The organism is Bradyrhizobium jicamae, assembly GCF_001440395.1.
Taxonomy (GTDB): Bacteria; Pseudomonadota; Alphaproteobacteria; order Rhizobiales; family Xanthobacteraceae; genus Bradyrhizobium; species Bradyrhizobium jicamae.
On record NZ_LLXZ01000059.1, the window covers coordinates 1 to 24792 of the forward strand.

Annotated in this window: 21 protein-coding genes and 1 pseudogene; 14 read left to right on the plus strand and 8 right to left on the minus strand. The window is 63.4% G+C overall.

The annotated features are described in order from the left end of the window. Window positions 1-73 precede the first annotated feature (73 nt). Window positions 74-493, minus strand: a complete 420-nt coding sequence (locus CQ12_RS09275; RefSeq protein WP_057835008.1) for a PaaI family thioesterase — start codon at window positions 491-493, stop codon at window positions 74-76. Window positions 494-572: 79 nt separating this feature from the next. Between CQ12_RS09275 and CQ12_RS09280 the strand changes: the two genes are divergently transcribed. From CQ12_RS09280 to CQ12_RS09290, 3 genes are all read left to right on the plus strand, one after another. Then, window positions 573-1202 (plus strand): NUDIX hydrolase, encoded by a 630-nt coding sequence (locus CQ12_RS09280; RefSeq protein WP_057835009.1) that lies wholly within the window; start codon window positions 573-575, stop codon window positions 1200-1202. A gap of 219 nt (window positions 1203-1421) precedes the next feature. Then, the gene (locus CQ12_RS09285) at window positions 1422-2402 is read left to right on the plus strand and encodes a Bug family tripartite tricarboxylate transporter substrate binding protein (RefSeq protein WP_063799707.1); all 981 of its coding nucleotides are present in this window, start codon (window positions 1422-1424) and stop codon (window positions 2400-2402) included. Between the two features lie 226 nt (window positions 2403-2628). Continuing rightward, window positions 2629-3822, plus strand: coding sequence for a hypothetical protein (locus CQ12_RS09290; protein ID WP_057835011.1), 1194 nt, complete (start codon window positions 2629-2631; stop codon window positions 3820-3822). A 178-nt stretch (window positions 3823-4000) separates the two neighbouring features. On the opposite strand, the gene CQ12_RS09295 is transcribed toward CQ12_RS09290, so the two are convergent. Next, window positions 4001-4306 (minus strand): hypothetical protein, encoded by a 306-nt coding sequence (locus tag CQ12_RS09295; RefSeq protein ID WP_057835103.1) that lies wholly within the window; start codon window positions 4304-4306, stop codon window positions 4001-4003. A 201-nt stretch (window positions 4307-4507) separates the two neighbouring features. Here CQ12_RS09295 and CQ12_RS09300 point away from each other — a divergent pair, with 201 nt between their 5' ends. Next, window positions 4508-4987 carry a hypothetical protein gene (locus CQ12_RS09300; RefSeq protein WP_057835104.1) on the plus strand — a complete coding sequence of 160 codons (480 nt, stop codon included), beginning with the start codon at window positions 4508-4510 and terminating at the stop codon, window positions 4985-4987. A 110-nt stretch (window positions 4988-5097) separates the two neighbouring features. Here the strand turns inward: CQ12_RS09300 and CQ12_RS09305 are convergent, their stop codons facing one another. The 3 genes from CQ12_RS09305 to CQ12_RS09320 form a co-directional block, all read right to left on the minus strand. Then, window positions 5098-6315, minus strand: coding sequence for an EAL domain-containing response regulator (locus tag CQ12_RS09305; RefSeq protein ID WP_057835012.1), 1218 nt, complete (start codon window positions 6313-6315; stop codon window positions 5098-5100). A 444-nt stretch (window positions 6316-6759) separates the two neighbouring features. Next, window positions 6760-7725: a TAXI family TRAP transporter solute-binding subunit gene (locus CQ12_RS09315; protein WP_157088093.1), complete on the minus strand. Its 966-nt coding sequence runs from the start codon at window positions 7723-7725 to the stop codon at window positions 6760-6762. A 26-nt stretch (window positions 7726-7751) separates the two neighbouring features. Then, window positions 7752-9779 carry a TRAP transporter permease gene (locus CQ12_RS09320; RefSeq protein WP_057835015.1) on the minus strand — a complete coding sequence of 676 codons (2028 nt, stop codon included), beginning with the start codon at window positions 9777-9779 and terminating at the stop codon, window positions 7752-7754. A 274-nt stretch (window positions 9780-10053) separates the two neighbouring features. Between CQ12_RS09320 and CQ12_RS09325 the strand changes: the two genes are divergently transcribed. After that, on the plus strand, window positions 10054-10860 hold the full coding sequence (locus tag CQ12_RS09325; protein WP_057835016.1) for an SDR family NAD(P)-dependent oxidoreductase: 807 nt from the start codon (window positions 10054-10056) through the stop codon (window positions 10858-10860). A gap of 8 nt (window positions 10861-10868) precedes the next feature. Here CQ12_RS09325 and CQ12_RS09330 read toward each other — a convergent pair whose 3' ends face one another. Together CQ12_RS09330 and CQ12_RS09335 are read right to left on the minus strand one after the other, a co-directional pair. Beyond that, on the minus strand, window positions 10869-12413 hold the full coding sequence (locus tag CQ12_RS09330; protein ID WP_057835017.1) for a cation:proton antiporter: 1545 nt from the start codon (window positions 12411-12413) through the stop codon (window positions 10869-10871). 102 nt (window positions 12414-12515) lie between these two features. Further along, a pseudogene (locus CQ12_RS09335) lies at window positions 12516-13287 on the minus strand (hypothetical protein). A 217-nt stretch (window positions 13288-13504) separates the two neighbouring features. Between CQ12_RS09335 and CQ12_RS09340 the strand changes: the two are divergent. The 6 genes from CQ12_RS09340 to CQ12_RS09365 all read left to right on the plus strand — a co-directional run bounded on the left by CQ12_RS09340 (window position 13505) and on the right by CQ12_RS09365 (window position 21289). Further along, window positions 13505-14269 (plus strand): tetratricopeptide repeat protein, encoded by a 765-nt coding sequence (locus CQ12_RS09340; RefSeq protein WP_057835018.1) that lies wholly within the window; start codon window positions 13505-13507, stop codon window positions 14267-14269. Window positions 14270-14409: 140 nt separating this feature from the next. Continuing rightward, complete coding sequence (locus tag CQ12_RS09345; RefSeq protein ID WP_057835019.1) at window positions 14410-15768, plus strand: tetratricopeptide repeat protein; 1359 nt, start codon at window positions 14410-14412, stop codon at window positions 15766-15768. A 143-nt stretch (window positions 15769-15911) separates the two neighbouring features. Continuing rightward, the gene (locus CQ12_RS09350) at window positions 15912-17822 is read left to right on the plus strand and encodes a propionyl-CoA synthetase (RefSeq protein WP_057835105.1); all 1911 of its coding nucleotides are present in this window, start codon (window positions 15912-15914) and stop codon (window positions 17820-17822) included. A gap of 257 nt (window positions 17823-18079) precedes the next feature. Beyond that, window positions 18080-18349 (plus strand): hypothetical protein, encoded by a 270-nt coding sequence (locus CQ12_RS09355; protein WP_057835106.1) that lies wholly within the window; start codon window positions 18080-18082, stop codon window positions 18347-18349. Window positions 18350-18362: 13 nt separating this feature from the next. Beyond that, window positions 18363-18569 (plus strand): DUF6494 family protein, encoded by a 207-nt coding sequence (locus CQ12_RS09360; RefSeq protein ID WP_057835020.1) that lies wholly within the window; start codon window positions 18363-18365, stop codon window positions 18567-18569. Between the two features lie 308 nt (window positions 18570-18877). Next, window positions 18878-21289: an MASE1 domain-containing protein gene (locus CQ12_RS09365; protein WP_198164105.1), complete on the plus strand. Its 2412-nt coding sequence runs from the start codon at window positions 18878-18880 to the stop codon at window positions 21287-21289. 72 nt (window positions 21290-21361) lie between these two features. Here the strand turns inward: CQ12_RS09365 and CQ12_RS09370 are convergent, their stop codons facing one another. Beyond that, window positions 21362-22060, minus strand: coding sequence for a DUF1013 domain-containing protein (locus CQ12_RS09370; RefSeq protein WP_057835022.1), 699 nt, complete (start codon window positions 22058-22060; stop codon window positions 21362-21364). A gap of 219 nt (window positions 22061-22279) precedes the next feature. Between CQ12_RS09370 and ispH the strand changes: the two genes are divergently transcribed. Genes ispH through rnhA form a run of 3 tightly spaced genes read left to right on the plus strand, consistent with a single transcriptional unit; the run spans window position 22280 to window position 24707 of the window. After that, window positions 22280-23257 (plus strand): 4-hydroxy-3-methylbut-2-enyl diphosphate reductase, encoded by a 978-nt coding sequence (gene ispH, locus CQ12_RS09375; RefSeq protein WP_057835023.1) that lies wholly within the window; start codon window positions 22280-22282, stop codon window positions 23255-23257. A gap of 8 nt (window positions 23258-23265) precedes the next feature. Next, entirely contained in the window at window positions 23266-24246 is a 981-nt protein-coding gene (locus CQ12_RS09380) for a homoserine kinase (protein WP_057835024.1), read from the plus strand. Beyond that, window positions 24243-24707: a ribonuclease HI gene (gene rnhA / locus CQ12_RS09385; RefSeq protein ID WP_057835025.1), complete on the plus strand. Its 465-nt coding sequence runs from the start codon at window positions 24243-24245 to the stop codon at window positions 24705-24707. Before CQ12_RS09380 ends, rnhA begins: the two co-directional genes overlap by 4 nt. Window positions 24708-24792: the final 85 nt, after the last annotated feature.

The following is a 24792-nucleotide window of genomic DNA, read 5'->3' on the forward strand; positions in this document are numbered from 1 at the left end:
GCTTCGTCGCTTCGCTCCCTTGCGCAAACGCTTCGCGTTTGTCGCAGGCAATGACGCGGATAGAGCGGGGGCCCTAACTCTCGCTCTTCAGTATCTTGAACACGCCGCTCGCCATCGCGATACAGCGTTTGTCGACGGTGACTTCCGTGGTGATGAAAATCAGGCTGCGGGTCGAGCGCACCACATGCGGCTTCGACACCAGGATTTCGCCGATCTTGCCGGCCTCGACAAAGTGCGTATCGAGCTGCACGGTCGCCAGCGTCGGCTTGCCTGACACGAAGCGGGCGGTCATGCCGCAGGTGCGGTCGGCGAAGGTCATGATGACGCCGCCCTGCACCAGGCCGCGGCGGTTGTGGTGCTTGTCCTCGGTAGCATATTCGTGGCTGCCATCGACGACGCGCTGCCACAACGGGCCGATCAGGTGCAGGAAGCCGGTGGTTTCGACGATCTTCCAGCCGTCGGATTTGAGTTTGTCCGCGGCCTTGGTCGCCATGTCGTGCGTTCCGTTTCCTGCTGGTTGTCATGCTGTCAGGGTCATTTCATCGGCTGCACTTGTGTTGTAGTCAAGCGGGATGGGCCGGTCATTTGACGATACCACACGGCGGAATATCGCAAGCCTCTGCGCCGCCTTCACACGGGCGCCCTCGGATCGCGCAGGGCCCGAGCTGAAGCGCGCGGCAGTGGCCATTGCACTGACGGAAGCCGAAGCCGGCGGGGGAACGACATTTCTCCTCACCCGCCGCGCCGCTACCTTGCGTTCGCATGCCGACCAATGGGCGCTGCCGGGCGGGCGCTGCGATCCCGGCGAGACGCAGGCGCAGGCAGCGTTGCGCGAGCTGCATGAAGAACTCGGCGTCGGCCTCGGCGAGGGCGATGTCCTGGGCCTGCTCGACGACTACCCGACGCGCTCGGGCTATCTGATTACCCCCGTGGTGGTCTGGGTGAGCACCAGCACCGATATTGTTCCCAATCCGGCGGAAGTCGCCTCGGTGCATCGCGTCGCGCTCGACGACATCGAGCGCGAGGACGTTTTCAGCTTCACCACGATTCCCGAAAGCACGCGGCGCGTGATCCGCTTCCGCCATGCCGGCCAGCACATCCATGCGCCGACGGCGGCGCTGATCTATCAGTTTGCCGAAGTGCTGGCGGGAAGAAACACCCGCGTCGCAGAACTGGAACAGCCGGTATTCGCCTGGCGGTAGGGCCGTCATTGCGAGCCAACGGGTCGCGCGAAGGCGCGCCCGATGACAGGCTCCGCGAAGCAATCCATTTCTCCGTTTGCTGAGAAATGGATTGCTTCGTCGCTTCGCTCCTCGCAATGACGGAGCAAGGATCGCATGCGCGTTCCGCTTGCGAACAGGCAAGGTTTCAGCGACGATACCAGACCAACAAGAAAAACAAATCCTGGGAGCACGCTCAACATGCCCACTCGGAAAATATTGGCTTGCGCGGCCACCGCGATGATCGCGCTGACGGCGGCATTCACCGGCGCGCACGCCCAAAATTATCCCGTTCGCGCTATCACGCTCGTCATTCCGTTCGCGCCGGGCGGCAGCACCTCGATCGTCGGCCGCGCGATTGCCGACAAGATGAGCGAGCTGCTTGGCGAGAAGGTCGTGGTCGACAACCGTCCCGGCGCCGGCGGCACGGTCGGCACCAAGGCGGTCGCCAGGAGCGATCCCGATGGCTACACCCTGTTGCTCGGCTACACCGGCACGCTGGCGATCGGTCCCTCGCTGTACAAAAATCCCGGGTACGATCCGCGCAAGGATTTCGCGCCGATCGGCATGATCGGCAACGCACCGAATTCGCTGGTCGTGCATCCGTCATTCCCTGCAAAGAGCGTCGCCGAACTGGTCGCGTATGCGAAGGCCAATCCCGACAAGGTCAATTTCGGATCGGCCGGCGCCGGCACCGCCAGCCACATCACCGGCGAATATTTTGCCCGCGCGGCAGGGATCAGGCTGGTGCACATCCCATACAAGGGCACCGGCCCGGCGCTGACGGACCTGTTGGGCGGCCACATCCCGATGGCGTTCGCGCCGATCCCGGCCTCGCATGCCAACGTTGCCGCCGGCAAACTGCGTGCGCTGGCGGTGACCAGCACCACGCGATCGAGCCTGTTGCCTGATGTGCCGACCATGATGGAAGCGGGGCTCGCGGCGTTCGACGCTTCGCTCTATTACGGTCTCGTCGCTCCCGCCGGCACGCCGCGGCCGATCGTCGACAAGCTCAACAAGGCGCTGCGCGACGCGCTCGCCTCCGACGAGGTCAAGAAGCAACTCGGCAATGACGGCACCGAGATCACGCCCGGAACGCCGGAAGATTACGCCGGGTTCATCGACAAGGACGAGAAGAAGTGGTCGCAGCTCGTCAAGGCCAGCGGCGTCGAGCAGGAGTGAGCGGCTGAGGTCTTCCCTTCTCCCCTTGTGGGAGAAGGTGGATCGACGTCGCGAAGGCGACGGCGAGCCGGATGAGGGGTCTCTATCCGCGGAGACAGACCCCTCATCCGCCTCCGCTTCGCTACGGCACCTTCTCCCACAAGGGGAGAAGGAAGGTACGGCAGCGCCACCTATTGTCGCGGCCTTTCGGGGCTGACTTCGCAGGCATGCTTGCTACAAGGGGGCCATGCGCCTGCCTTTGATTCGCATGGGTTCCGGATGTGTCGCGCTCGCGCTGCTTGCGGGTGCGTCGCCTGCCGTGGCGATCGAGCCGCTCCCTGCCTCAACCGCCGATGCGATGGCGCAAGCCGCCTCGCCGCAGGCGATGGCCGAATATCGCCGCAAGCTGAAAGAATATCAGGAAGCGCGCGCCGCGTTCGACGAGGAGGCGGGCGCCTATTGGGCTTCGATCTCGGAGAAGCGGAAGGGCCGCAATGCCAAGCGCCGGGAACGCCAGACCGTCACGCTCGACGATTACGTGCTGACGCAGCCGCCGGCCTATAGCGGACCGAATCGGCCGGTCAGCCCGGAGCCGGAGGAAGAGAAGCCGCCGCGCGAGCGCAAGCCGCTGCCGGTGGTCGCCGATTTCCTGAAAGCCGCCGCCGAGCAGTTCCAGTTCACGCCGGAGCGGCCGTCGTCCGAGCTCGAGTTCAAGCGCGCCTATGCTCGTTACGCCCTGGCGGCAGGCTTGACGCGCGAACAGGCCATACGGGTCTACTCGTTCGAGACCGGCGGTAACGGCAATTATGACATGCAGTCGGGGCTGAATCCGTCGAAGCCGGGCTCGCGCGCGATCTCGACCGCAATCGGCTACAACCAGTTGCTCACCACCAACAGTGTCGAACTGCTGGCCGAGCAGGGCCACGAACTGATCAAGGAACTGACGGCAAGGGCCGCGCCGCTGTCGGGCGCGCCGCGCAAGGCGATGGATCACAAGCTTGCCGTGTTGAAGAAGATGGTGGCGTTTACGCGCACGGTGCCGGACACCTGGTCCGAGCATGAGAAGCTCGCCAATACGCCGCAAGGCTGGGCCGTGCATGCCATGGTGCTCGATGTCGACGTCGGCCCGATGCTGCAGACCCACAAGCTCCTGACCTCGGTCCATTTCGCCCGCGCCAAGGGCTATAATCGGCCGCTGACGGCCGCCGAACTCGAAATGATGAACCTGACCGGCGACGGCACTGGCCTCGACATGGTGACCATGCCGCAGGCGATGCGCGATCGGGTGCCGACCTCGAACTTCTTCCAGCGCGGCGGCTACGAACGCAATCCTGTTGCGATCCGTCACGACACGGTGGCGAAGCTATTGGCGGTGACCGACGAACGAATGGATTTCAACTCTGGCAAGCCCGGCGCGAAGGAACTTGCGGCGGCGTTTTAGTCTTACCCTCCCCTGGAGGGGGAGGGTCGGCTCACATGGAGCGCAGCGGAATGTGAGACGGGGCGGGGTGATCTCTCAACTCGGGCACTGTTGGATGTGGAGAGACCGTCACCCCACCCCGCCGCTTCGCGTCGACCCTCCCCCTCCAGGGGAGGGTATTCAGCGCAGCGCTCGTCGCTCAATTCGATCCGAACATGAACCTGCCGTCACCCTCGAGATAGGGGCCGCTTCGCATGTAGAGCTGCCCATTCTCGCCGACGAAAAACAGCGTGCCCTTCGGCACCTTCTTGGCGCCCTTGAGCAGCAGGCCCGCATTGTTGGTGCCCATCTTGTAGGACAGCGTCTTGCCGTCCTTGCCGTAGGCATAGGCCATGTCCGACTTCAGCTCCCAGGGCGCAGGTGCTGCAGCTTGCGCGAATGCCGATGTCGCCAGCCCCGTCAGTGCGGCCGCCACCAAGACTGTTTTTGTCGAAACGTTTCTCATCATCCGTCCTCCCCGCAAGCCATTCGGCTTCCTGTCCCACGTTCTTGAACAAATCACGAACGATGCGATGCCGTCAATCTGCACCTTCGACGCATCACACCGCCCTTGAGACTTTGTGATTTCCCGGCTTCGACTTCGCGACTATGTTCGCGTTTCCGGCTACAAGCATGCATTGCGAAAAACGTCATAGGGATGGTCAGGATGAACCCCGTCATGAAGATCGGTCTTGGTGTTGCGCTGTCGTTCATGACACTGGCTCAAGCGGCAGAGGCCAACGAATTCAGGCTCTCCAACAACCAGCGGATCGCCTGCAGCCGGGGATTGAGCGCAGGCAAGCTCAACACGTCGACCTGCAAATCCTATGCATACGTGTTCAACACCAAGACGTCGGAGTATTTCCGCTGTCAGGTCTCACTGGCGCTGACGCGAGACAACAAGGAGGTCATCAACGTGCAGGCTGACGGCAGCTGCTCCAAGAGGCCCCGCATCTTCGATACCGACGGGAACTATTCGTTCGATGCCACCGAAACCGAAGGGCCGAACACCAATTCGTTCTTCGGTCCCGGCGGCTACGCGATATGGGCCAGCGACAACAATGCGCAGAAGGTGCGCGGTTGCATCATCATCTCGTCCGGTCTCGGCTCCGACATCTCGAAATGCATCGACATGAAGTTCGAGTGAGCTTCGCCTGAAGCGGGATGGCTTTTCTTCGAATCGTCATCCCGCCTTATCTTCTTGTTTGAGCATGATCTCGGCGCAAACGCGTTCGCGTTTGTCGCGAGGGATCATGCTCAGAGAACCTTCTCGGCGCCGGCTGCAAGCTGAGAGCGCGAGCGCGCGAATTTCCGCACACCCACCGGCTTGCCGAACAGGTGACCCTGGACCAGATCGAAGCCCATCTCGTGCGCGGCGAGGTAATCGGCGCGGCTCTCGATGCCCTGCGCGGTGGCTCGGGCGCCGTTGTCGCGGGCCAGTTCGACGATCCGCCGGCATACCGTCTGCTTCAGCCGATTGTCCGCGCAGCCGTTGATATATTGCTTGTCGATTTTCAGCTCGGCGAACGGGAAGCTCCGAAGTTCCAGGAGTGAAGGCCATTCCGCGCCGACATTGTCGATGGCGATGGCGATATTGTGCAGGCGCAGCCGTCGGGCGGCGTCGATCGCGAGATCCGGATGCTCGACTACCTCGCTGCTGTTGATTTCGATCAGGAGCCCGCCGAACGCGGGGTGGGCGGGCATGGCGCCGCAGAGATCGCGCACTGCCGCCGCGTTGCCGAAGAACGATACCGGCAGGTTGACGGAGAGGTCGACCGGACCCTGACTCTCCAGGAGATAGCGCCAGTCCTCGATGGCGCGGCCGATCACGAATTCGGACAGGCTGCGAAAATGCGGATCATTATCGTCGGGAATGAAGTAGGCCGGCGGGACCACGCCCCAGGCCGGATGCCGCATCCGGACCAGCGCCTCCGCGCCGCTCGGCATCAGCGTGCGGGTGTTGATCTTCTGCTGATACCACAATTCGAGCCAGCCGGCCTTCAACGCCTCGGCGACGTCGACGGCGGGGCTTGGCGCCGGCTCCGCCGGCAAAAGCTCCGCAACGGTGGCGCGCAGGCTCGCCGCGCCGAACGGCGTCGGCAGGGAAGGCAGCATGGCAATGCCGTATTCTTCGCCAATTTGCCGGACGGCCTTAACCATAATCGAGTCGGGTTGACCGATGACGAGAACCTTGCCGCCGAAATTTTTCCGGACGATGGCCTCGAGAATTTCGCCGACATTGATCCCGTCGACGCACACGCTGAGCACGATCAGATCCGGCTGCTCCGCCTGCAGCACGCCGGCGAGGTCTCCGGCCTGACCGCATTCGCAGGCCACGAACCCGAGATCCTCGAGAGCGTCGGAAAGGAACAGCCGGAGGTGTTTTTTGCTGTCGATGACGCAGGCTCTCGGCGTCAGCTTCCGATGTCCGAAGTGAACTGCGCGCGAATGCTCGCTGAAGTTGATCTGCTCCATGCCGCCCTCCCGACAAATACCCCGGCGCCATTGGTACATCCGCGTTGAGGTCGCAATAATGGAATTTTGCGGGAGGTCACATGATTACTTCAGTAGGGTTAAAGCCGCCGACATGAATAAAATTTTAGAGGAATTGCCGCCTCGACGGCGCCAATGGGCGCACGGGCGGTGCATTCCGCCGAATTCGCAGGGCTTCAAAGCGCCGATGCCCGGCTCGGGCACCATTTGATCAAGCCTTGCATGTTAACGCCTGTGGTCATGCGCTGGCGCAGCGATGGTCGTGGCTTGCGGACACCTGCGAACGCTTTCCGCAGGAGCCGCCATGCCGCGGCGCACACAAATCTGCTCGGCAAAAAAATGACCGCGGTCCCTGGCAGGCCGCGGTCACTGTAGCTTCCGTCCGGATGTCGCTTCCGCTCGATCCGGACGGCGCATGTCGAGGCCCTAACCGCCGACGCCCTTCTCCTTGAAGTATTTCAGCGCGCCGGGGTGGAACGGGATCGGCGAGCGATCCTGCACCTGATTGTCGAGCGTAAAGCTCTCGGCTTCCTTGTGCACGGCGACGATGTCAGCCTTCTTCTCCACCAGCGTCTTGACGATGGTGTAGGCGTCCTCGTTGCTCATCTTGTCGCCGGTGACGATCAGGTTCCAGACTTCGGTGATGGAATTGTCCTTGTCGTAGCCGGGATAGGAGCCTGCCTTGATCTTGCTGGCCGAATAGAGCTTGCCGTATTTGGCGTTCATCTTCTCGGCCAGATCGCCATGGTCGACCAGCTTCATCTTGATGCCGGGCGTCGCCGCAAGATCAGTGACCGCTGCGGTCGGAATGCCGCCGACCCAGAAGAACGCGTCGATCTTGCGGTCCTTCACCGCATTGACGGATTCGGCAACGCCGAGCCGCTCGCGCTTCATGTCCTTGTCCTTGTCGAGGCCGGCGGCCTCGATGACGCGGAACGCCATCACTTCGGTGGCGCTGCCGGGCGATCCCGTCGAGACGCGCTTGCCCTTCAGGTCTGCCATCGTGTTGATGCCGGTGCCTTCCACCGTCACCACATGCATGCGGTTCGGATAAACCACTAGCAGCGCCTGCAACGGCACCTTGCCGCTCTTGAACTTGTCCTCGCCCTTCAGCGCATCGAGTGCCGCATCGGCCATGGTGAAGGCAAGCTCGCTCTTGCCGGCGCCGATCAGCTTGAGATTGTCGACCGAGCCGCCGGTGACCTCGGCGGTTGCCTGCACGTTGGGTAGGTTCTTCGAGAGCACGTTGGCGACCGCGCCGCCGAGCGGATAGTAGACGCCGCCGGTGCCGCCGGTGCCGATCGACATGGTTTTCTGCTGCGCATGGGCCGCGCCCGCGAAGGCGAGGCTCGCGGAGATCGTCATGGCCAGTATGGCTACGGTCTTCTTCATTTTTTTCATCCTCAATCGTTTCCTGACTAAGTTGTGAGCGCGGGGCGCTCTGGCTCCCGCGTTCTGGCCTGCCACAGCAATACGCCGAAACCGATGATCAGGCCCGGCACATAGGTGTAGCTGATATCGCGTCCGGTGATCCATTCGACGATTGCCTCAATCAGGCTTGGGAACACCAGCAGCAATCCGGATAGCAGAAGCAGGCCGCGCTCGACCGCTGTATTTTGTCGCAGCGCCCAGTTCTGGGCAAACGCAGCCAGCGCCAGCAGCCCCAGGCTTGTCTTGATCGTGATTTCGATGATGTCGACCCATGATCCGCCCTTGGGGATCGACATCAGCAGGCCGCCGCCTTGCGGATCGAGCACGAACACGAAGGGCACCAGAAACGCCGGCAGCGTGTACTTCCAGGATTGCAGCGTGGTCCGGTAGGGATCGCCGCCGGTGATGGCGGCCGCCGCGAACGGCGAGAGCGCCGTTGGCGGCGATACCTCGGATAGAACGGCATAATAGAAGATGAACATGTGCGCGGCGTAATCGGGCACGCCGAGCTTGATCAGCGCCGGCGCCGCGATCACCGCGCAGATGATGTAAGACGCGGTTACCGGCACCGCGAGGCCGATGATCCAGACGATCAGCGAGGTGTAGATCGCGGTCAGCAGCAGGCTGCCGCCGGCATAGCTGATCACGATCGACGAGAATTTCAGGCCGAGACCGGTCAGCGTCACGATGCCGACGACAATGCCGGCGCAGGCGCAGGTGGTCGCGGCATTGAGTGCGCCGATCGAGCCATCGGCCAGCGCCTTCACCAGCTTGCTCGGCACCAGCGCGGTCTCCCGGCGCAGGAAGCTCAGCGCGAAGGTAACGACGATGGCGTAGAACACCGATAGCGACGGCGAGTAGCCGATGACCATGAAAAAGACGACGGCCAAGAGCGAGATGAAGTGGAAGCCATACCGCCTGGTCATCTGGCCGAGCGACATCTCGGGCGTGAAGGCCACGTTCTTGGCGTGGAACTTCTTGGCGTCCAGTTCGACCATGAACAGGAGCGACATGTAGTAGAGGCAGGTCGGGATGGTCGCCATCCAGATCACGTCGAGATAGCTGATCTTGAGAAATTCGGCGATCAGGAACGCGGCGGCGCCGAGAACTGGCGGCGACAGGATCGCGCCGAGGCCGCCGGCTGCGAGCAGTCCGCCGGCGGCATTCCTCTCGAAGCCGGCCTTGGCCATCATCGGGTAGGCCACGGTGCCGATCATCACGGTGGTGGCGACGCCCGATCCGGAGGGGCCGCCGAGCAGGAACGACGACAGCACCACGGTGCGGCCGGCGCTGTTCGGCTTGCCGCCCATCAGCGCCAGCGAGAAGTCGATGAAGAACTTGCCGGCGCCGGAATGCTGCAGGAAGGCACCGTAGATCGTGAACAGGATGATCAGCGTTGCCGACACGTCGACGGCGACGCCGAAGATGCCCTCCAGCGTAATGAAGAGGTGGCCGACCAGGCGGGCCAGATCATAGCCGCGATGGGTCCAGGGCGCCGGCAGATACGGACCCAACATCGCATAGGCGATGAAACACAACGAAACCACGGGCATGATTGCGCCGGTGGTGCGCCGCGTCGCCTCCAGCAGCAACACGATGAAGACGATGCCGACGATCACGTCCCAGCGGTCGGGCGTGGTGGCGCGGTCGGTGAAATCCTCGCCGCCCCACAGCGCATAGACGATGGTGGCAACCGCGACGATCCCGGGGACGACGTCCCACCAGCGCACGCGGTTGCGAAAGCGCGTCGCCAGCGGAAACAGCAGGAAGCTCAGGACCAGCGTGAAGGCGACGTGGGTGTAGCGAAGTTCCTGGGTCGGAACGATGGCGTAGGCGGCGTAGAGGTGAAACAGGCTCATGACCACGGCAATCGTGGTCGAAATCCTGCCTGCCCAGCCCATCAGGCGGTTGGCCGCGCCTTCTTCCGCCTCGATGTAGGCTTCTGCCTTGTGCCGCGCTTCGTCTGATACCGCGACGATCTCATCATTGGGCGGCGTTGTCTTGTCTGCTGCCATACTTTCCCCGGGGCCCGTTAACTCTGGAGACCCGGTGTCCTGCGGGCCTTTCGCGGGCGCATTCAGTCCAATTTGGGTAACCGTGGCAAGGGCCTTTTAGACCTATATCGGGGGCATCTGTTAGCTTATCGGACGACTTGACCCTGCGGGCGTCGCCATCCGTAGCCCGGATGCAGCGAAGCGAATTCCGGGGAAGGTACCAAACAAGAATCCCGGGTTGCGCTTCGCTTCACCCGGGCTACAAGAAAATAGTTTGAAAGGGAGAAGAAAGTCGATGGAACGGCTCAAGGGCAAGACGGCGATGGTGGTGGGCGCGGGCTCGATCGGGCCTGGCTGGGGCAATGGCAAGGCGACCGCCGTGACGTTTGCGCGCGAGGGTGCGCAGGTATTTTGCGTCGATCGCAACGCGGCTGCGGCCGAAGAGACGGTGAAGATCATCACCGGCGAGGGCGGCAAGGCGATGGCGCATACCGCCGACGTGTCGAAGGCCGCCGAGGTCGAGGCGATGGTCGCGGCCTGTCTGAAGGCCTATGGCCGCATCGACGTGCTCGACAACAATGTCGGCATCGCCGAAGTCGGCAGCGTGGTCGAGGTGGCGGAAGCCGAATGGGATCGCGTCTTCGCCGTCAACCTCAAGAGCGCTTATCTGTCCATGAAGCACGTCATTCCCGTGATGGTCAGGCAGGGGGGCGGCTCGATCATCAACATCTCCTCGATCGCCTCGATCCGCCACGTCGGCATTTCCTATGTCAGCTACAACGCCAGCAAGGCCGCGATGAACCAGATGACGCGCACCACGGCGGTCGAATTCGCGTCAAAGCATGTGCGCGTGAATGCCATCCTGCCAGGACTGATGAAGACGCCGATGGTCGAACATTCGGCCGGCCTTGCGCAAAGCTACGCCAAGGGCGACGTCGAGGCGATGTGGCGGGCGCGCGACGCGCAGGTGCCGATGGGGCACATGGGCGATGCCTGGGACGTCGCCAATGCGGCGCTGTTCCTCGCCTCGGATGAATCGAAATATGTCACCGGCATCGAGCTCGTGGTCGATGGCGGCATCACCTGCAAGTCGGGCGCCTGACGCGCCCGTCATGCCTGTGCGCTCAGTTCGGCGCGGTCGAACTCTTCTTCCACCTGATGGAAGGCGTCGTCGCTGATCTCCTCGAGATCGCGCATCCTCAACAGCGCCGCTCGTGCCGCGCCGATCGCGCGGCGGCGCAGCGGATCGGCCGGCAGCTCGCTGCTCGCGATGCCGGTTTCGGGTTCGGTTTCGGCACGCAGCAGTACGGCGCGGTATTCGAGCCGCAGGATCTCGGCCTCCTCGGACGGATCGGCTTCGATTGCCTCGAGCGCAGCGCGATAGGCGGCGCAGCGGGCGTGAGCGGCCTCGCGCGCGACCGGATCGTCCTCCTCGAACTTCAGCGCGAGGATCAGCGGCCGCAGCGTCAGGCCCTGCATCACGAGCGTCCCCAGCACCACGGCAAACGCCGTCAGCAGGATGAGATCGCGATATGGGAAGTTTTCGGGCAACGCGAAGGCGGCCGCCAGCGTGACGATGCCGCGCATCCCGCACCAGGACACGATGACGCCGCGTTCCACGCTCGGTACCGCGGGAGACACATGCGCAGGGAGCAGGCCGTATGCGTTCAAGGCCCGCAACAAGGCGCCATAGGGCATCACCCAGGCGATGCGGGCGATGATCACGACGGCGAGGATCGCGGCGGCAAAGCTGCAATATTTCAACCGCACCTCGTCGTTGAGCCCGGACCAGATCGGATTGAGCTGCATGCCGATCAGCATGAACGCCAGCACGTTGAGCACGAACACGACGGTTTCCCACACCGCATAGGAGGCCACGCGGAGCCGCGCCGGGGTACGCTCGGGCGCCGTGCGCGCGATCGTGATCGCATAGGCGACGATGGTGAGAATGCCTGATAGCCCGATATGCTCGGCGACGATCCACACCATGAAGGTGCCGGCGAATTGCGTGATGATGGCGCTCGGCGCCTCGGTGATGCGGCGCGTGATCTGGGTCCAGACCCGCGCGAACAGGAAGCCGGCAATGAGGCTTCCGAACAGCGCGAACGCAACCGATGGCACGAACTCGTGCACCTTCATGTGCTCGGCGGCAACCAGGCCGACCGCGACGCGGTAGATCAGGAGTGCGCTGGCATCGTTGAGCAGGCTTTCGCCCTCGAGGATCTTCTGGATGCGGTAGGGCAGGTTGACCTGGCGCAGGATCGCGGTGGCCGCCGCGGCGTCGGGCGGTGCCACGATGGCGCCGAGCGCGATCGCGACCGCCCATGGCATGTCGGGACGAAGCCAGTGCGCGACCACAGCGACGGCGGCGGTCGTAACCCCGACCGCGACCAGCACCAGGGTCGAGACCGGCAGCCAGTTGATCCTGAGGTCGCGCAGCGAGGTATCGAAAGCGGCGTCCAGCAGCACCGGCGCCACGAACAGCGCCAGCGCCAGCTCAGGCTGCAACGTCCACGATGGACCGGAAGGCACGAAGGCCAGCAGCATGCCGCCGATCGCAAGAAATGTCGGATACGGCACCTTGAGCCGCCGCGCCAGTGCGGACAGCAGGACTGCGCCAAGCAGCAGCCCAATAATCCATTCGAAGTCTAGCAATTTTGGATTCCCTGCGGGTCGAGATCGATGTCACCATCAATCTACACCAAAACCGGCAAGTCATCCTGACGGAGAGTCTGGCTCCGAACGGCCGCCCGTTCGCTACTGCGCCATCGCCACGATGCCGCCCGCGAAGGAATGCCAGAGCGGCGTGACACTGATCGGCCAATTCAGGAATTTCACGGCGATCAGGGCAAGGCCGCCATAGACATAAAACCGGATGCGGTCGGCCGCGTGTGCGCCAGTCGAACACCATGGCGGCCACCAGCAACAGATAGGCGACGATAGCGGGCGGGATGGTCACCGGCACCGGGGGCGGACCGAGAGGGCCGGGAGGAGCCAGGAAGGTAAGAAACCAGCGGGCGACGGCAGCGTCCAACAGCGAAATGCTGGCCAGCAGCATCAGCCGCTTGTGCGTTTCCGGCTTGCGGATGGCGGCAATGGCGAGCGCAAAAATCACCGCAAAGAACAGAATTCCGCTGAGCGGGACAATCGCGAAAGCGATTCCGTCATCGGTCATTCCGGCCGCGGCCGACCGCTTCATCGCGTTGACCGCCACCAGGAAGCCGAAGATCGTCATCGCGGTCGCCAACGAGACGCCGATCATGCCGATAGAGCGATGCCGGGCAACATTGCCTGACGCCGCGAGCCAGCTCTGGAATACGAAGTAAAGCGACCAGGCGAAGAACAGCAGGCCGTGAAAATGCACGACTGGCGAAGCCGAAAACGATCGCTTCGCCAGCGGCAGCCAGTAGGTCGGCGCAAAGCCGAGAAAGGCGACGGCCATGCAGGCCAGCGCCATGTAGAAGTAGAAATAACCGGTCTGGGACTGCGCGATGGCGCGCGGCGGATTGAGGTCGGTCAATGTGGTCATGGTTGTTGAGTCCGTGACATCAGCTAAAGGTTCACGACAAATATTATGACGACGAACATCCATTCGCGTGTGAAGGAGGTCACTCCTCTCGCGCGCCACCGTTCGGCCAAAATCTGTCCAGAAGCGAGCAGGGAAAAATCGACGCTGGCCGTTGTCGGAAAAGCGCGGGGCTTGCTAGGATCGGATGCAATCGTCAGCGTTCTCCCGGGTCAATTCGATGCGAGGCCATTCCGATATCCGCAACACCGCAGCGGCGTTCCTGCTGTGGATGGGGTTGGCGCATGGTGCATCGGCGACAGGCGTCGAGCCCGCCAAGGACCTGCGCGCCGATCCCGCGCCCTGCGTTGCCGCCGCCCGTGCGCAGGATGACGACAAGATCGTGAATGTCTGCGGCGCGCTGATCGACAACGACAGGACCGACAAGGCCGATCGCATCAAGGCGCTGATCGCGCGTGCCGAGGCGCACGACCGGAAAGGCATGAGCTATCCTGCCATTCGCGACTATGACGACGTGCTGCGGCTCGACCCGACCAACGCCGACATTCACAACGCGCGCGGCGAACTCTGGCGCAAGAAGGGCGATCTGCCGAAGGCGGTCGCCGATTTTGCCGCAGCGATGAAGCTGAACCCGGAACACGCCGCCGCCAGGGCCAACCATCGGTCGATGGCGCAGGAACTGGAGCGGCTCGGCGCGCTGAAGGCCATAGCCGGCAAGCCGAGCTTCAATTGCGCCACCGCGCGCCGCAAGGTGGAAAAGGCCATCTGCGCCAATCCCGCGCTGGCCGATCTCGAGCGGGACGTTCATGTGTCGTATGTCCGCGCGACCCGTGAAGACATGACCCCGGCCCAGGCCCGCAAGCTGCGCCGCGAGCAGGAGGAATTCATCGCCCGCCGCAACGCCTCGTTCGGCCGGCCCGGCTACGACCTGCAGAAAGCGATGAAACAGCGCCTGCAGCAGCTCAACGGGGTCGACGGTTACTGACCAAAGCAGGTGTTTCATCCCGAAACACCGTCTTTCTGGTGCCGGCCGCGACCGCCTTTCGAACCTTGGAATGCACTGTTGCGACAGACTGGCGGGAGCGGCGTTAGCCGCGAATTACGCCAGAATTTCAAGAGCCGATCATGCGATCATTCATTTCGCCCTTTGCCGCGACCGCGTCGTTGACCCTTGCCATCCTGACCTCCACTGCCGCCATCGCCCAAACGACCGCGGAGCGGCCGGTCGTCTGCGAGGCGCTTTCGGCTGCCGAACCCGCGGCGCTGATCGACGTTTGCACCGCCCTGATCGACAATGCGGCGACGCCGGAGAGCGCGCGGCTCGACGCCATGATCACCCGCGCCGCAGCGCTGCATAATAGCGGCCAGACCGACAAGGCATTGGCTGAAATCGCTTCCGTCATCGCCAAGGATTCCAGCCGCCCCCGCGCCTTCCGTGCCCGCGGCGAAATCCTGCGCCAGACCGGCAGAATGGAGGCCGCGTTCGAGGCGCTGAACCAGGCGATCCGGCTGGAGCCGGACAATGCCACCGGTTACGCAAACCGCGCCAATGCCTTCAACAATGCGAGGAAGTACGACCGCGCCATCGAGGACTATAATGAAGCGCTGCGGCTGAAGCCGGATTTCGCGCAAGCCTTCTCGGACCGCGGCGCCGCCTGGTATTTCAAGGGCGAGTATCAGAAGGCGATCGCCGATTACGATGAAGCGCTTCGCCTCGAGCCGCACCGCGCCCGCACCTACAGCAACCGTTCCGCGGCCTACCGCAAGCTTGGCCGGACCGAAAAAGCGATCGAGGACGTCACGACGGCGATCCGGATCGACCCGACGCAGCCGGAATTCTTCGACAATCGTGGCCTTGACCTCGCCGGCAACAGCGACTATGCGCGCGCGATCGCCGACTACGATGAAGCGATCAAGCTGCGCCCCGAAGCGAAGTTCCTGACTAACCGCGGCGACGCCTACCAGGCGCGCAAGGATTACGACCGTGCGATCGCGGATTACGATGCGGCGCTGAAACTCGATCCGAAATTCCAGCGCGCCTACAACAATCGCGGCGCGGCCTGGGTCAAGAAGGGCGATCGCAGCCGGGCGCTGAAGGATTATGCGGAAGCCGTCCGCCTCAATCCGTCCGACAGCACCGCCGCTGCCAATCACAAGGAGATTACACAGGAGATCGAGCGGCTGGGTTCGCTGAGCTATCAGAAGAACCTGCCGAGCTTCAATTGCGCCACCGCCAAACGCCAGGTGGAAAAGGCGATCTGCGCCGACGCGAGCCTCGCCCAGCTCGACCGCAACATCAACGACGTGTTCCTGCGGGTGATTGCGAGCGCGGAATCCGACAGCCGTCGCGCCGCGCTGGCGCAGACCCGGCAACAGCGCAACTTCATCGATAAGCGCAACAGCTCGTTCGGCAAGCGCGGTTATGACCTCCGTCAGGCGATGGAGGATCGGCTGGACAAGCTGAATACAATCGCCCGACAGTAGGGTTTTGCCGGACGGCCAGTGTATTCCGGCTTGATCTGGCGCAACTTCGCGTGACAATGCCCCTGAAATAATGTCGCTCAGCCGTCATGGCCCGGCAAAAGGCCGAGCATGACGACGATGGGCGAACACGCGGGGAGTGCGCCATGAACATTCAAACCAACAGCCGGTATCACGAGGTCCATGCCCGCTCACTGGCGGACCCGGAGGCATTCTGGGCCGAGGCTGCGCGCGAGATCGACTGGATTGAGTCGGCCAGGAAGATCTTCGATCCCTCGATGGGCGCCTATGGCCGCTGGTTCGCCGGCGCCGTCGTCAACACCTGCTACAATGCGCTCGACCGTCATGTAGCGGGCGGACGCGCCGACCAGGTGGCGCTGATCCACGATTCACCGCTCACCAATTCCATCTCAAAGTTCACTTATGCCGAGATGCTGAAGGAGGTGCAGACGCTCGCTGCGATCATGCAGGATTTCGGCGTCGCCAAGGGTGACCGCGTCATCCTCTATATGCCACTGGTGCCGGAAGCGGTGTTTGCGATGCTGGCCTGTGCGCGGATCGGCGCGGTGCATTCGGTGGTGTTCGGCGGCTTTGCCGCGAAAGAGCTCGCAACGCGCATCGAGGATGCCAAGCCAAAACTGATTTTCTCGGCGAGCTGCGGCATCGAGCCCGGCCGCATCGTGCAATACAAGCCGCTGCTCGACGAGGCGATCAAGCTTTCAAGCGTGAAGCCGCAGGCTTGCGTCATCCTGCGACGGCCGCAACAGGTTTGCGAACTCACGGCCGGCCGCGATCACGACTGGGCAGCGTTGCGCGGCGCTGCGCTCGCTGCCGGCAAGGCTGCACCGTGCACGCCGGTGCTCGCGACCGATCCGCTTTACATTCTCTACACGTCAGGCACCACGGGAATTCCGAAGGGTGTCGTGCGCGACAATGGCGGGCATCTGGTCGCGCTGAAATGGTCGATGTTCAATCTCTACGGCGTCAAGCCGGGCGAGGTCTGGTGGTGCGGCTCCGACATCGGCTGGGTGGTTGGCCACAGCTACATCGTCTATGGCCCGCTGATTCACGGCGCGACCTCGATCATGTACGAGGGCAAGCCGGTCGGCACGCCGGATGCCGGCGCGTTCTGGCGCGTGATTTCCGAACACAAAGTGGTGGCGCTGTTCACCGCGCCGACCGCCTTCCGGGCCATCCGCAAGGAAGACCCTGATGGTGCGTTCATCCGCAAATACGATCTGTCGAAATTCCGTACGCTGTTTCTGGCCGGCGAACGCGCCGATCCGCCGACGGTGGAATGGGCGGAAGCGCAACTGAAAGTGCCTGTGATCGATCACTGGTGGCAGACCGAGACCGGCTGGTGCATCGCCGGCAATCCGGTGGGGCTGGGCATGCTGCCGGTCAAGCACGGCTCGCCGACGGTGCCGATGCCGGGCTATCAGGTCGACGTGGTCGACGAGGCGTCCAAGCCCGTGCCCGCCGGCACCATGGGCTCGATCGTGATCAAGCTGCCGATGCCGCCGGCTTGTCTGCCGACGCTGTGGCAGCAGGACGCGCGTTTCAGGGAAGCCTATCTCACGGAGTTTCCCGGCTACTACAAGACCTCGGATGCCGGCTACAAGGACGAGGACGGCTATGTCTGGGTGATGGGCCGCACCGACGACATCATCAACGTCGCCGGCCACAGGCTCTCCACCGGCGGCATGGAGGAAATTCTGGCGTCCCATGCCGATGTCGCCGAATGCGCGGTGCTGGGGATCAAGGACGCGATCAAGGGCGAGGTGCCCTGCGGCTTCCTGGTGCTGAAAGCTGGCGTCACACGCGCGCCTGCGGACATCGAAAAGGAGATCGTGGCGCTGGTCCGCGACAAGCTCGGCCCCGTCGCGGCGTTCAAGCTCGCGATCACGGTCGGGCGGCTGCCGAAGACACGCTCCGGAAAGATCCTGCGCGGCACCATCAAGAAGATCGCCGACGGCGAGAGCTGGACCATGCCGGCGACGATCGAGGATCCGAAGGTGCTGGACGAGATCGGCGACGCGCTGAAGGGCAGGGTGTGATGCGGTGCCGTCATTCCGGGATGGTGCGCAAGCACCAGGCCTCAGGGGTGCAGTTGCACCCCGGAGAATCTCGAGATTCTCAGGGGCGCAAGGGGCGCCCCGTGGTTCGATGCTTCGCATCGCCCCGGAATGACGGGTTCCTTGCCATGCCCCGGGCTTGACCCGGGCATCCATCATCGTCAAAGCAGGCTGCCATTATTTCGATGGATTGCCGGGTCAAGCCCGGCCATGACGAGATGGAAGAACGGGAGCCCCGCATGCAGTTTGGACTCGCAAAACACGTCATCGCAATCCTGCTCATCGCCCCGCTGCTCACCGGCTGCCTGGAACGCGGCCAGCCGACCATGGTCGATACCAGCGCCGACGACGACGCATTCTGCCGCGCCAACAATGTCGCGGTCGGCTCCAACGAATACGTCAACTGCCGCAAGAACCGCGACGTGCAGCGTGGCAATGCCAACGCCCGCGCCGACCGCGCCCAGCGAAATATGGCCGAGCAGATGCTGAACAACCCGGTCAGGCCGTAACCAGGAGGCTCTCATGAATGAAGACGTCTTCAACGCCAGCCTGCGCAAGTTTCTGAAGCAAGTCGGCGTCACCTCGCAGCGCGAGATCGAAAAGGCCGTGCGCGATGCGGTCGAGGCCGGCAAGCTCAAGGGCCACGAGAAGCTGCCGGCGAAGATGGTTTTGACGATCGGCAGTATCAGCCTCTCGCATGAGATCGACGACGAGATCGAACTGGGCTAGGAGCGATTTCGCTTTTTTTGGATTGCGCGCGCAAGGTGCTGGCTGCGCGCGAGGCGTGACTGCCGGACCTGACGGGCGACGTCTGCAGCGACGCGTTGACCCGGCGAGAACGCGGATTCCGCTTGTCAGGCCGCCTCCGGCCTCAAATACTGATGGCACGACTGGCCCGTTGCAAGAACCGACAAAGGAGCGGACGACAGGGCCGATGCGCTGAAATCTAATGCTTCGTGGGCAAGGCAATGGCGTTGGACGTTGCTACGACTGATGTGTCCCCGGCGCCGGTGCGCCAAACCTGGCAGCCGTGGGCCGTGTCGGTCGCCGTCGCGATCGCCTTTTTCCTCGCCGCGCGCTTCAGCTTCGCTCTGCTCGACAAGTCCGACGGCGTCGCCGTGTTCTGGCCGGCTGCGGGCGTGGCTACCGGTATTTTGGTGGCCTTCGGTCCGGCGGTGCGGTGGCCGGTCGTCATCGGGGTGGCCGCTGCCACTGTCGCAGCCAATCTGCTCGGCGACCGCAATCTGGCCAGCACCGTGTTTTTCGCAGTGGCGAATGCCAGCGGTCCCCTCATCGTCTCAGGGCTCATCCAGCGATTTTGCGGTGCCCCATTCGAACTCAATGAACTGCGTCGCGTCTTTGGACTGTTCGCCGCGACGATCATTACCGCCATGATCAGCGGTTTGGTCGGCATGCTCGGGTTTGTGCTCTTTCATGCCCCGGCCGCGTCGCCCGTCAAGGCATGGAGTCACTGGCTCGTCTCCGAGACGGTGGGGACCATTGTCGTTGCCCCCCTTGTGATCGGCCTCGCATCGTTCCTGCGCAATGCGCCGCCGAAGCGCGAAATTGTGGAGGGGATTTTCGCGCTTGCGATCGTGGCTGCCGTCTGCGCACTGCGAGTCAATTTGCCGGATGAGTCCTGGACACTCAAACTGATGATTGCCTTGCTCTGTCCGCTGTTCGTGTGGATCGCCGCCCGTGTCCGCCCTGCTTTTACCGCCGTTGCCGCGTTCATGTGCGCGATCTCGATTGTCTGGGCGACAACATTCTCCCTCGGAATTTTCGGCGATGTGCGTTTGTCGTTCGAGGAGCGTACCCTGTCGGCTCAGGCGAGCATTCTGGCCATTTCGTTCGGCGCGCTTGTTCTCGCAGCGCTGTTCAACGAGCGACGAGTACACGAACTCGCGATCCTCGAAAGAGAACAGCGGCTGGAGGAAGCGCTTCGGGCCGGCGGTGTGATCACCTTCGACTGGGATCTCCAGACCGATCTGATCGAGGTAAGCCGAAATGCGGCTGAAGTTCTCGGCCTTGCTCCACAGCAATTTATCAACGGTGCGAACTGGATAAAACAGGTCCATCCCGTTGACTATCCGTCTGTCGCGGCTCGCCTGGGCACGGTCCGCCCGGACGACCCCTCTCATTCGATTGCCTTCAGATTCATCCGACCGGACGGGCGCGGCGAAGTGTGGCTGGAGCAGGTTGCCATCACGCGCGTCGACTCGGCCGGGAAGCCGATACGCATCGGTGGCCTGATGACCGACATCACGGAGCGGAAGCGGTTCGAGGGAGAGATTTCCCGCGCCTGGAAATCAGCGGCGTTGGCGGACCGGGCGAAATCCAGCTTCCTTTCGGCTGCCAGCCATGATTTGCGACAGCCGCTGCAAACGCTGAGATTTCTGCAAGGAGCGCTTGGGCTGCACCTCACGGGCGGCGAGGGGCGCGAGCTTGTCGACAAGATGGCGCGATCTCTCGACACCATGTCCAGCATTCTGTCGAGCCTGCTCGATGTGAATCGTCTCGAGGCGGGGAGCCTTCGTCCGTCAATGAGCGACTTTGCGATCACTGAGATATTTGATTCCCTGGCGGCCGACTTCTCCGATGCCATCACCGACAGGGGCCTACGGTGGTGCATGGTGCGTTCCGCGCTCCTGGTCCGCAGCGACAAGCGCATGCTGGAGACGATGATACGAAATCTGCTTTCGAACGCGCTGCGGTACACCGATCGGGGAAGGATTCTGCTGGGTTGCCGGCGGGTGGGCGACAAGGTCCGGATCGAAGTCTGGGACAGCGGCATCGGTATTACGCAGGATCAGCTCCCGCACATCTTTCAGGAATACTATCAGGGCTCGCCCGAAGCGGAGCGCGGCGGTTTCGGGTTGGGTCTGGCGATCGTCAGGCGTCTGGGAGAGATGCTGGATCATCCGATCGGTGCACATTCCACGCCCGGCAAGGGTACCGTCATTACGATCGAGATCCCGCGCGGCGACGGGAACGGCGGCAGGCGCGAACGGGCGCAGAAGCCGCGATATGAGAAGGGCGACTTCCGCGGTACCATTCTTGTCGTCGAGGACGAGGCGAGCGTGCGCGCATCGATCAGCCGCCTGCTGAAAGCGCGCGGCATAGAGGCGATCGTGGTCGCAACGGCAAGCGACGCGCTGACGCGCGTCCATCGTCAGGAAATCCGCCCCGACTTGCTGTTATGCGACTACAATCTTCAGGGCTCGACAAACGGCGTGACGACAATCGGTGACTTGCGGGCTGCTCTCGGCCGAAGCATCCCGGCCATCGTCATGACCGGAGACATCCGGTCGGAAGTGGTGGAGCCGATTGCCGCGCAGGGCATTTCGGTCCTGCTCAAGCCGTTCCTGGCCGACGACCTTCTGCAGCACATCGCGCGGCTCTCGCGTGAACAGGCTGCCGCCGGTCCGGCCGACCCGACCGCGCGGTGATCGCGCCCTCAAAACAAAAAACGCGGCAGGTTGTCCCGCCGCGCTCTCGATATCAGCCGTGGCTTGAGAACGTTACTCCTCGTCGTCGTCCTGCTTCTTGCCGCCGATCGTCTTGAGCTTGGCGAACACGGCATCGAGGTTGAGGTCGTCCTCTTTCTTTTCGCTCGGCTCGAATTCCGGCTCCTTCTTGGTGGTCTCGGAAGCCGGGAGCAGGGTGGCGCCGCCATAGGCCGCGGGCACCGGCTTTTCCTTGGCCGCGCGCTGCACCTCGAAATCGAGCTCGATCTGCGAGCAGAGGCCGAGCGTTACCGGGTCCATCGGGGTCAGCGTCGAGGCATTCCAGTGGGTGCGGTCGCGGACCGAGGCAATGGTGGTCTTGGTGGTGCCGACCAGGCGCATGATCTGCGCGTCCTTCAATTCGGGGTGGTTGCGGACCAGCCACAGGATCGCGCTCGGCCGCTCGTGGCGGCGCGACACCGGGGTGTAGCGCGGGCCCTTCTTCTTGGCGGCCGGCGGCAGCACCACCTTGCTCTCGCCAAGCCTCAGGCGATAATTCGGGTCTTTTTCGCCCTTTTCGATCTCGTCGCGGGTCAATTGGCCCGTCGAAATCGGGTCCATGCCCTTGATGCCCTGGGCGGCGTCGCCGTCAGCAATGGCGCGGACCTCGAGCGGGTGCATTTTGGTGAAATCGGCCACCTGGTCGAAGGTCAGCGCCGTATTATCGACCAGCCACACGGCCGTCGCCTTGGGCATCAGCGGTGCATTGCTCATGGCAAATCTCCTTTGTGCCTCGCCCACCTCTTTCGGAGGCGAAGCCTATGGTCATCGGGGATGACGGGAATTAAGGCGCTATATACGCCTTCCAGCCCCTTTGGCGCAATGGTCTGCTAAAGTGCCTTGACAGGGGGCGAAAGCAGTCCCAAGTCCTTATACGAATTGGCCGTTCCCAGCCCGCCGGCTAGGGGTGATTCGGTCCCCGAGATAGCCCCAATGCCTTCTGTGTCGACACCAGCGAAACCAGACCTCAGAATCGTGCTTTGTTCCCCCCGTGGCTTCTGCGCCGGGGTGGTGCGGGCCATCGATACCGTGGAGCGGGCCCTCGCCATCTACGGCGCCCCCGTCTATGTCCGTCACGAAATCGTGCATAACCGCTACGTGGTCGACAGCCTGAAGACCAAGGGCGCGATTTTCGTCGAGGAACTGGCCGAAATCCCCGACAATACCAACGCACCGGTGGTGTTCTCGGCCCACGGGGTTCCGAAATCGGTTCCGGCCGACGCCCGGGCCCGCAATTTCTTCTCGCTGGACGCGACCTGTCCGCTGGTCACCAAGGTGCACCGCGAGGCGGCGATCCATTTCAAGCGCGGCCGTGAAATCCTCCTGATCGGGCATTCGCACCACCCGGAAGTGGTGGGCACGGTTGGCCAGCTGCCGCCGGGCGCGGTGACGCTGATCGAGACCGCCGACGACGCCAAGACCTTCACGCCGAAGGATCCGGACAACCTCGCCTTCGTGACGCAGACGACGCTGTCGATCGACGACACCGCCGAGATCGTTGCGCTGCTGAAAGAGCGTTTTCCGAACATCAACGGGCCGCACAAGGAAGACATCTGCTACGCCACCACCAACCGCCAGCTCGCGGTGAAGAAGGTGGCGCCGGTGGTCGATGCGCTGATCGTGGTCGGCGCGCCGAACTCGTCGAACTCGCAGCGGCTGCGCGAAGTCGCCGAGCGCGAGGGCTGCCCTGTCTCGGTGCTGGCGCAGCGCGCCTCGGATCTCGACTGGTCGCGCTTCGAAGGCATCAAGAGCCTCGGCATCACCGCAGGCGCATCCGCGCCGGAAGTGATCGTCGAGGAGATCATGGGCGCTTTCGCCGAGCGTTATGAATTGCATGTGGAGACGGTCTCGGCCGCGGAAGAGAACGAGTTCTTTCCGCTGCCGCGCTCGCTGCGACCCGACGCCGCCTGAGGCTTCTCATGGCGGTTTACACCGACGTCGCCGCCGAAGACCTCGCGGAGTTCCTGAAAGGTTATGACATCGGCGAGTTGCTCTCGTACAAGGGCATCGCCGAAGGCGTCGAGAATTCCAACTTCCTGATGCACACCAGCCAGGGCGCCTTCATCCTCACGCTCTACGAAAAGCGCGTGGCGGTGGACGACCTGCCGTATTTCCTGTCGCTGATGGCGCATCTGGCCGAGCGCGGCGTGCGCTGCCCGCAGCCGGCCCGCAATCGCAAGGGCGAGGTCTACAGCGAACTGGCGGGTCGTCCCGCGGCGATCATCAATTTCCTCGAAGGCATGTGGCCGCGGCGGCCGAACGCCGCGCATTGCACCGGTGTCGGCGAGGCGCTCGCCAAAATGCATCTGGCGGGCCACGACTTTCCGATGTTCCGCAAGAACCCGTTGTCGGTCGAGGGCTGGCGACCGCTGTTCGATCTCGCGGCACCGCGCGCCGACACCGTCGCGCCCGGCTTGCAGGACTTCATCGCGCGCGAGCTCGATCACCTCGAGGCGTGCTGGCCGAAAGACCTGCCGCTCGGTGTCATCCATGCCGACCTGTTTCCCGACAACGTTTTCTTTCTCAGCGACAGGCTGTCGGGCCTGATCGACTTCCCGTTTTCCTGCAACGACATTCTGGCCTACGACGTCGCGATCTGCCTGAACGCCTGGTGCTTCGAGCCGGATCATTCCTTCAACGTCACCAAGGCGAGGGCGCTGCTCAATTCCTACGGCCGCGAGCGGCAGCTGTCCGAGGCCGAACAGGAAGCGCTGCCGCTGCTGGCGCGCGGCGCGGCGCTGCGCTTTTTGCTGACGCGGCTTGTCGACTTCCTCAACGTGCCGCCGGGCGCGCTGGTGAAACCGAAGGACCCGCTCGAATATGTCCGCAAGCTGCGCTTCCACCAGAACGTCGCAAGCGTGCGCGATTACGGCCTGAACCAGCCGGGATTTGTCGCTTGAGCGAACTGCCCCACGTCACCGTTTTCACCGACGGCGCCTGTTCGGGCAATCCCGGCCCGGGCGGCTGGGGCGCCATCCTGCGGTTCGGCGACAAGGAGAAAGAACTGAAGGGCGGCGAGGCGCACACCACCAACAACCGCATGGAGCTGATGGCGGCGATCTCGGCGCTGGAAGCGCTGAAGAAGCCGTGCGTGGTCGATCTCACCACCGACAGCCAGTATGTGCGCCAGGGCATCACCGGCTGGATCCATGGCTGGAAGCGTAACGGTTGGCGCACCGCGGACAAGAAGCCGGTCAAGAATGTCGAACTATGGCAGCGCCTCGACGCCGCGCTGAAGCCGCACCAGGTGCGCTGGCACTGGATCAAGGGCCACGCCGGCCACGCCGAAAACGAACGCGCCGATCAGTTGGCGCGCGAGGGTGTCGCGATGGCGAGGTTGCAGGAGAGGATGGGGAAGTAGCTCTTCCCCTCCCCTTGTGGGAGAGGGTGGATCAATCGCGCAAAAGCGCGATTGAGACGGGTGAGGGGTTCTCTCCGCGGACGCA

What these genes read in the sequence shown, in the direction of transcription:
- CQ12_RS09275 (WP_057835008.1), bottom strand. Translation starts at nt 493, where the DNA reads ATGGCGACCAAGGCCGCGGACAAACTCAAATCCGACGGCTGGAAGATC.
- CQ12_RS09280 (WP_057835009.1), top strand. Translation starts at nt 573, where the DNA reads ATGGGCCGGTCATTTGACGATACCACACGGCGGAATATCGCAAGCCTC.
- CQ12_RS09285 (WP_063799707.1), top strand. Translation starts at nt 1,422, where the DNA reads ATGCCCACTCGGAAAATATTGGCTTGCGCGGCCACCGCGATGATCGCG.
- CQ12_RS09290 (WP_057835011.1), top strand. Translation starts at nt 2,629, where the DNA reads ATGCGCCTGCCTTTGATTCGCATGGGTTCCGGATGTGTCGCGCTCGCG.
- CQ12_RS09295 (WP_057835103.1), bottom strand. Translation starts at nt 4,306, where the DNA reads ATGAGAAACGTTTCGACAAAAACAGTCTTGGTGGCGGCCGCACTGACG.
- CQ12_RS09300 (WP_057835104.1), top strand. Translation starts at nt 4,508, where the DNA reads ATGAACCCCGTCATGAAGATCGGTCTTGGTGTTGCGCTGTCGTTCATG.
- CQ12_RS09305 (WP_057835012.1), bottom strand. Translation starts at nt 6,315, where the DNA reads ATGGAGCAGATCAACTTCAGCGAGCATTCGCGCGCAGTTCACTTCGGA.
- CQ12_RS09315 (WP_157088093.1), bottom strand. Translation starts at nt 7,725, where the DNA reads ATGAAGAAGACCGTAGCCATACTGGCCATGACGATCTCCGCGAGCCTC.
- CQ12_RS09320 (WP_057835015.1), bottom strand. Translation starts at nt 9,779, where the DNA reads ATGGCAGCAGACAAGACAACGCCGCCCAATGATGAGATCGTCGCGGTA.
- CQ12_RS09325 (WP_057835016.1), top strand. Translation starts at nt 10,054, where the DNA reads ATGGAACGGCTCAAGGGCAAGACGGCGATGGTGGTGGGCGCGGGCTCG.
- CQ12_RS09340 (WP_057835018.1), top strand. Translation starts at nt 13,505, where the DNA reads ATGCGAGGCCATTCCGATATCCGCAACACCGCAGCGGCGTTCCTGCTG.
- CQ12_RS09345 (WP_057835019.1), top strand. Translation starts at nt 14,410, where the DNA reads ATGCGATCATTCATTTCGCCCTTTGCCGCGACCGCGTCGTTGACCCTT.
- CQ12_RS09350 (WP_057835105.1), top strand. Translation starts at nt 15,912, where the DNA reads ATGAACATTCAAACCAACAGCCGGTATCACGAGGTCCATGCCCGCTCA.
- CQ12_RS09355 (WP_057835106.1), top strand. Translation starts at nt 18,080, where the DNA reads ATGCAGTTTGGACTCGCAAAACACGTCATCGCAATCCTGCTCATCGCC.
- CQ12_RS09360 (WP_057835020.1), top strand. Translation starts at nt 18,363, where the DNA reads ATGAATGAAGACGTCTTCAACGCCAGCCTGCGCAAGTTTCTGAAGCAA.
- CQ12_RS09370 (WP_057835022.1), bottom strand. Translation starts at nt 22,060, where the DNA reads ATGAGCAATGCACCGCTGATGCCCAAGGCGACGGCCGTGTGGCTGGTC.
- ispH (WP_057835023.1), top strand. Translation starts at nt 22,280, where the DNA reads ATGCCTTCTGTGTCGACACCAGCGAAACCAGACCTCAGAATCGTGCTT.
- CQ12_RS09380 (WP_057835024.1), top strand. Translation starts at nt 23,266, where the DNA reads ATGGCGGTTTACACCGACGTCGCCGCCGAAGACCTCGCGGAGTTCCTG.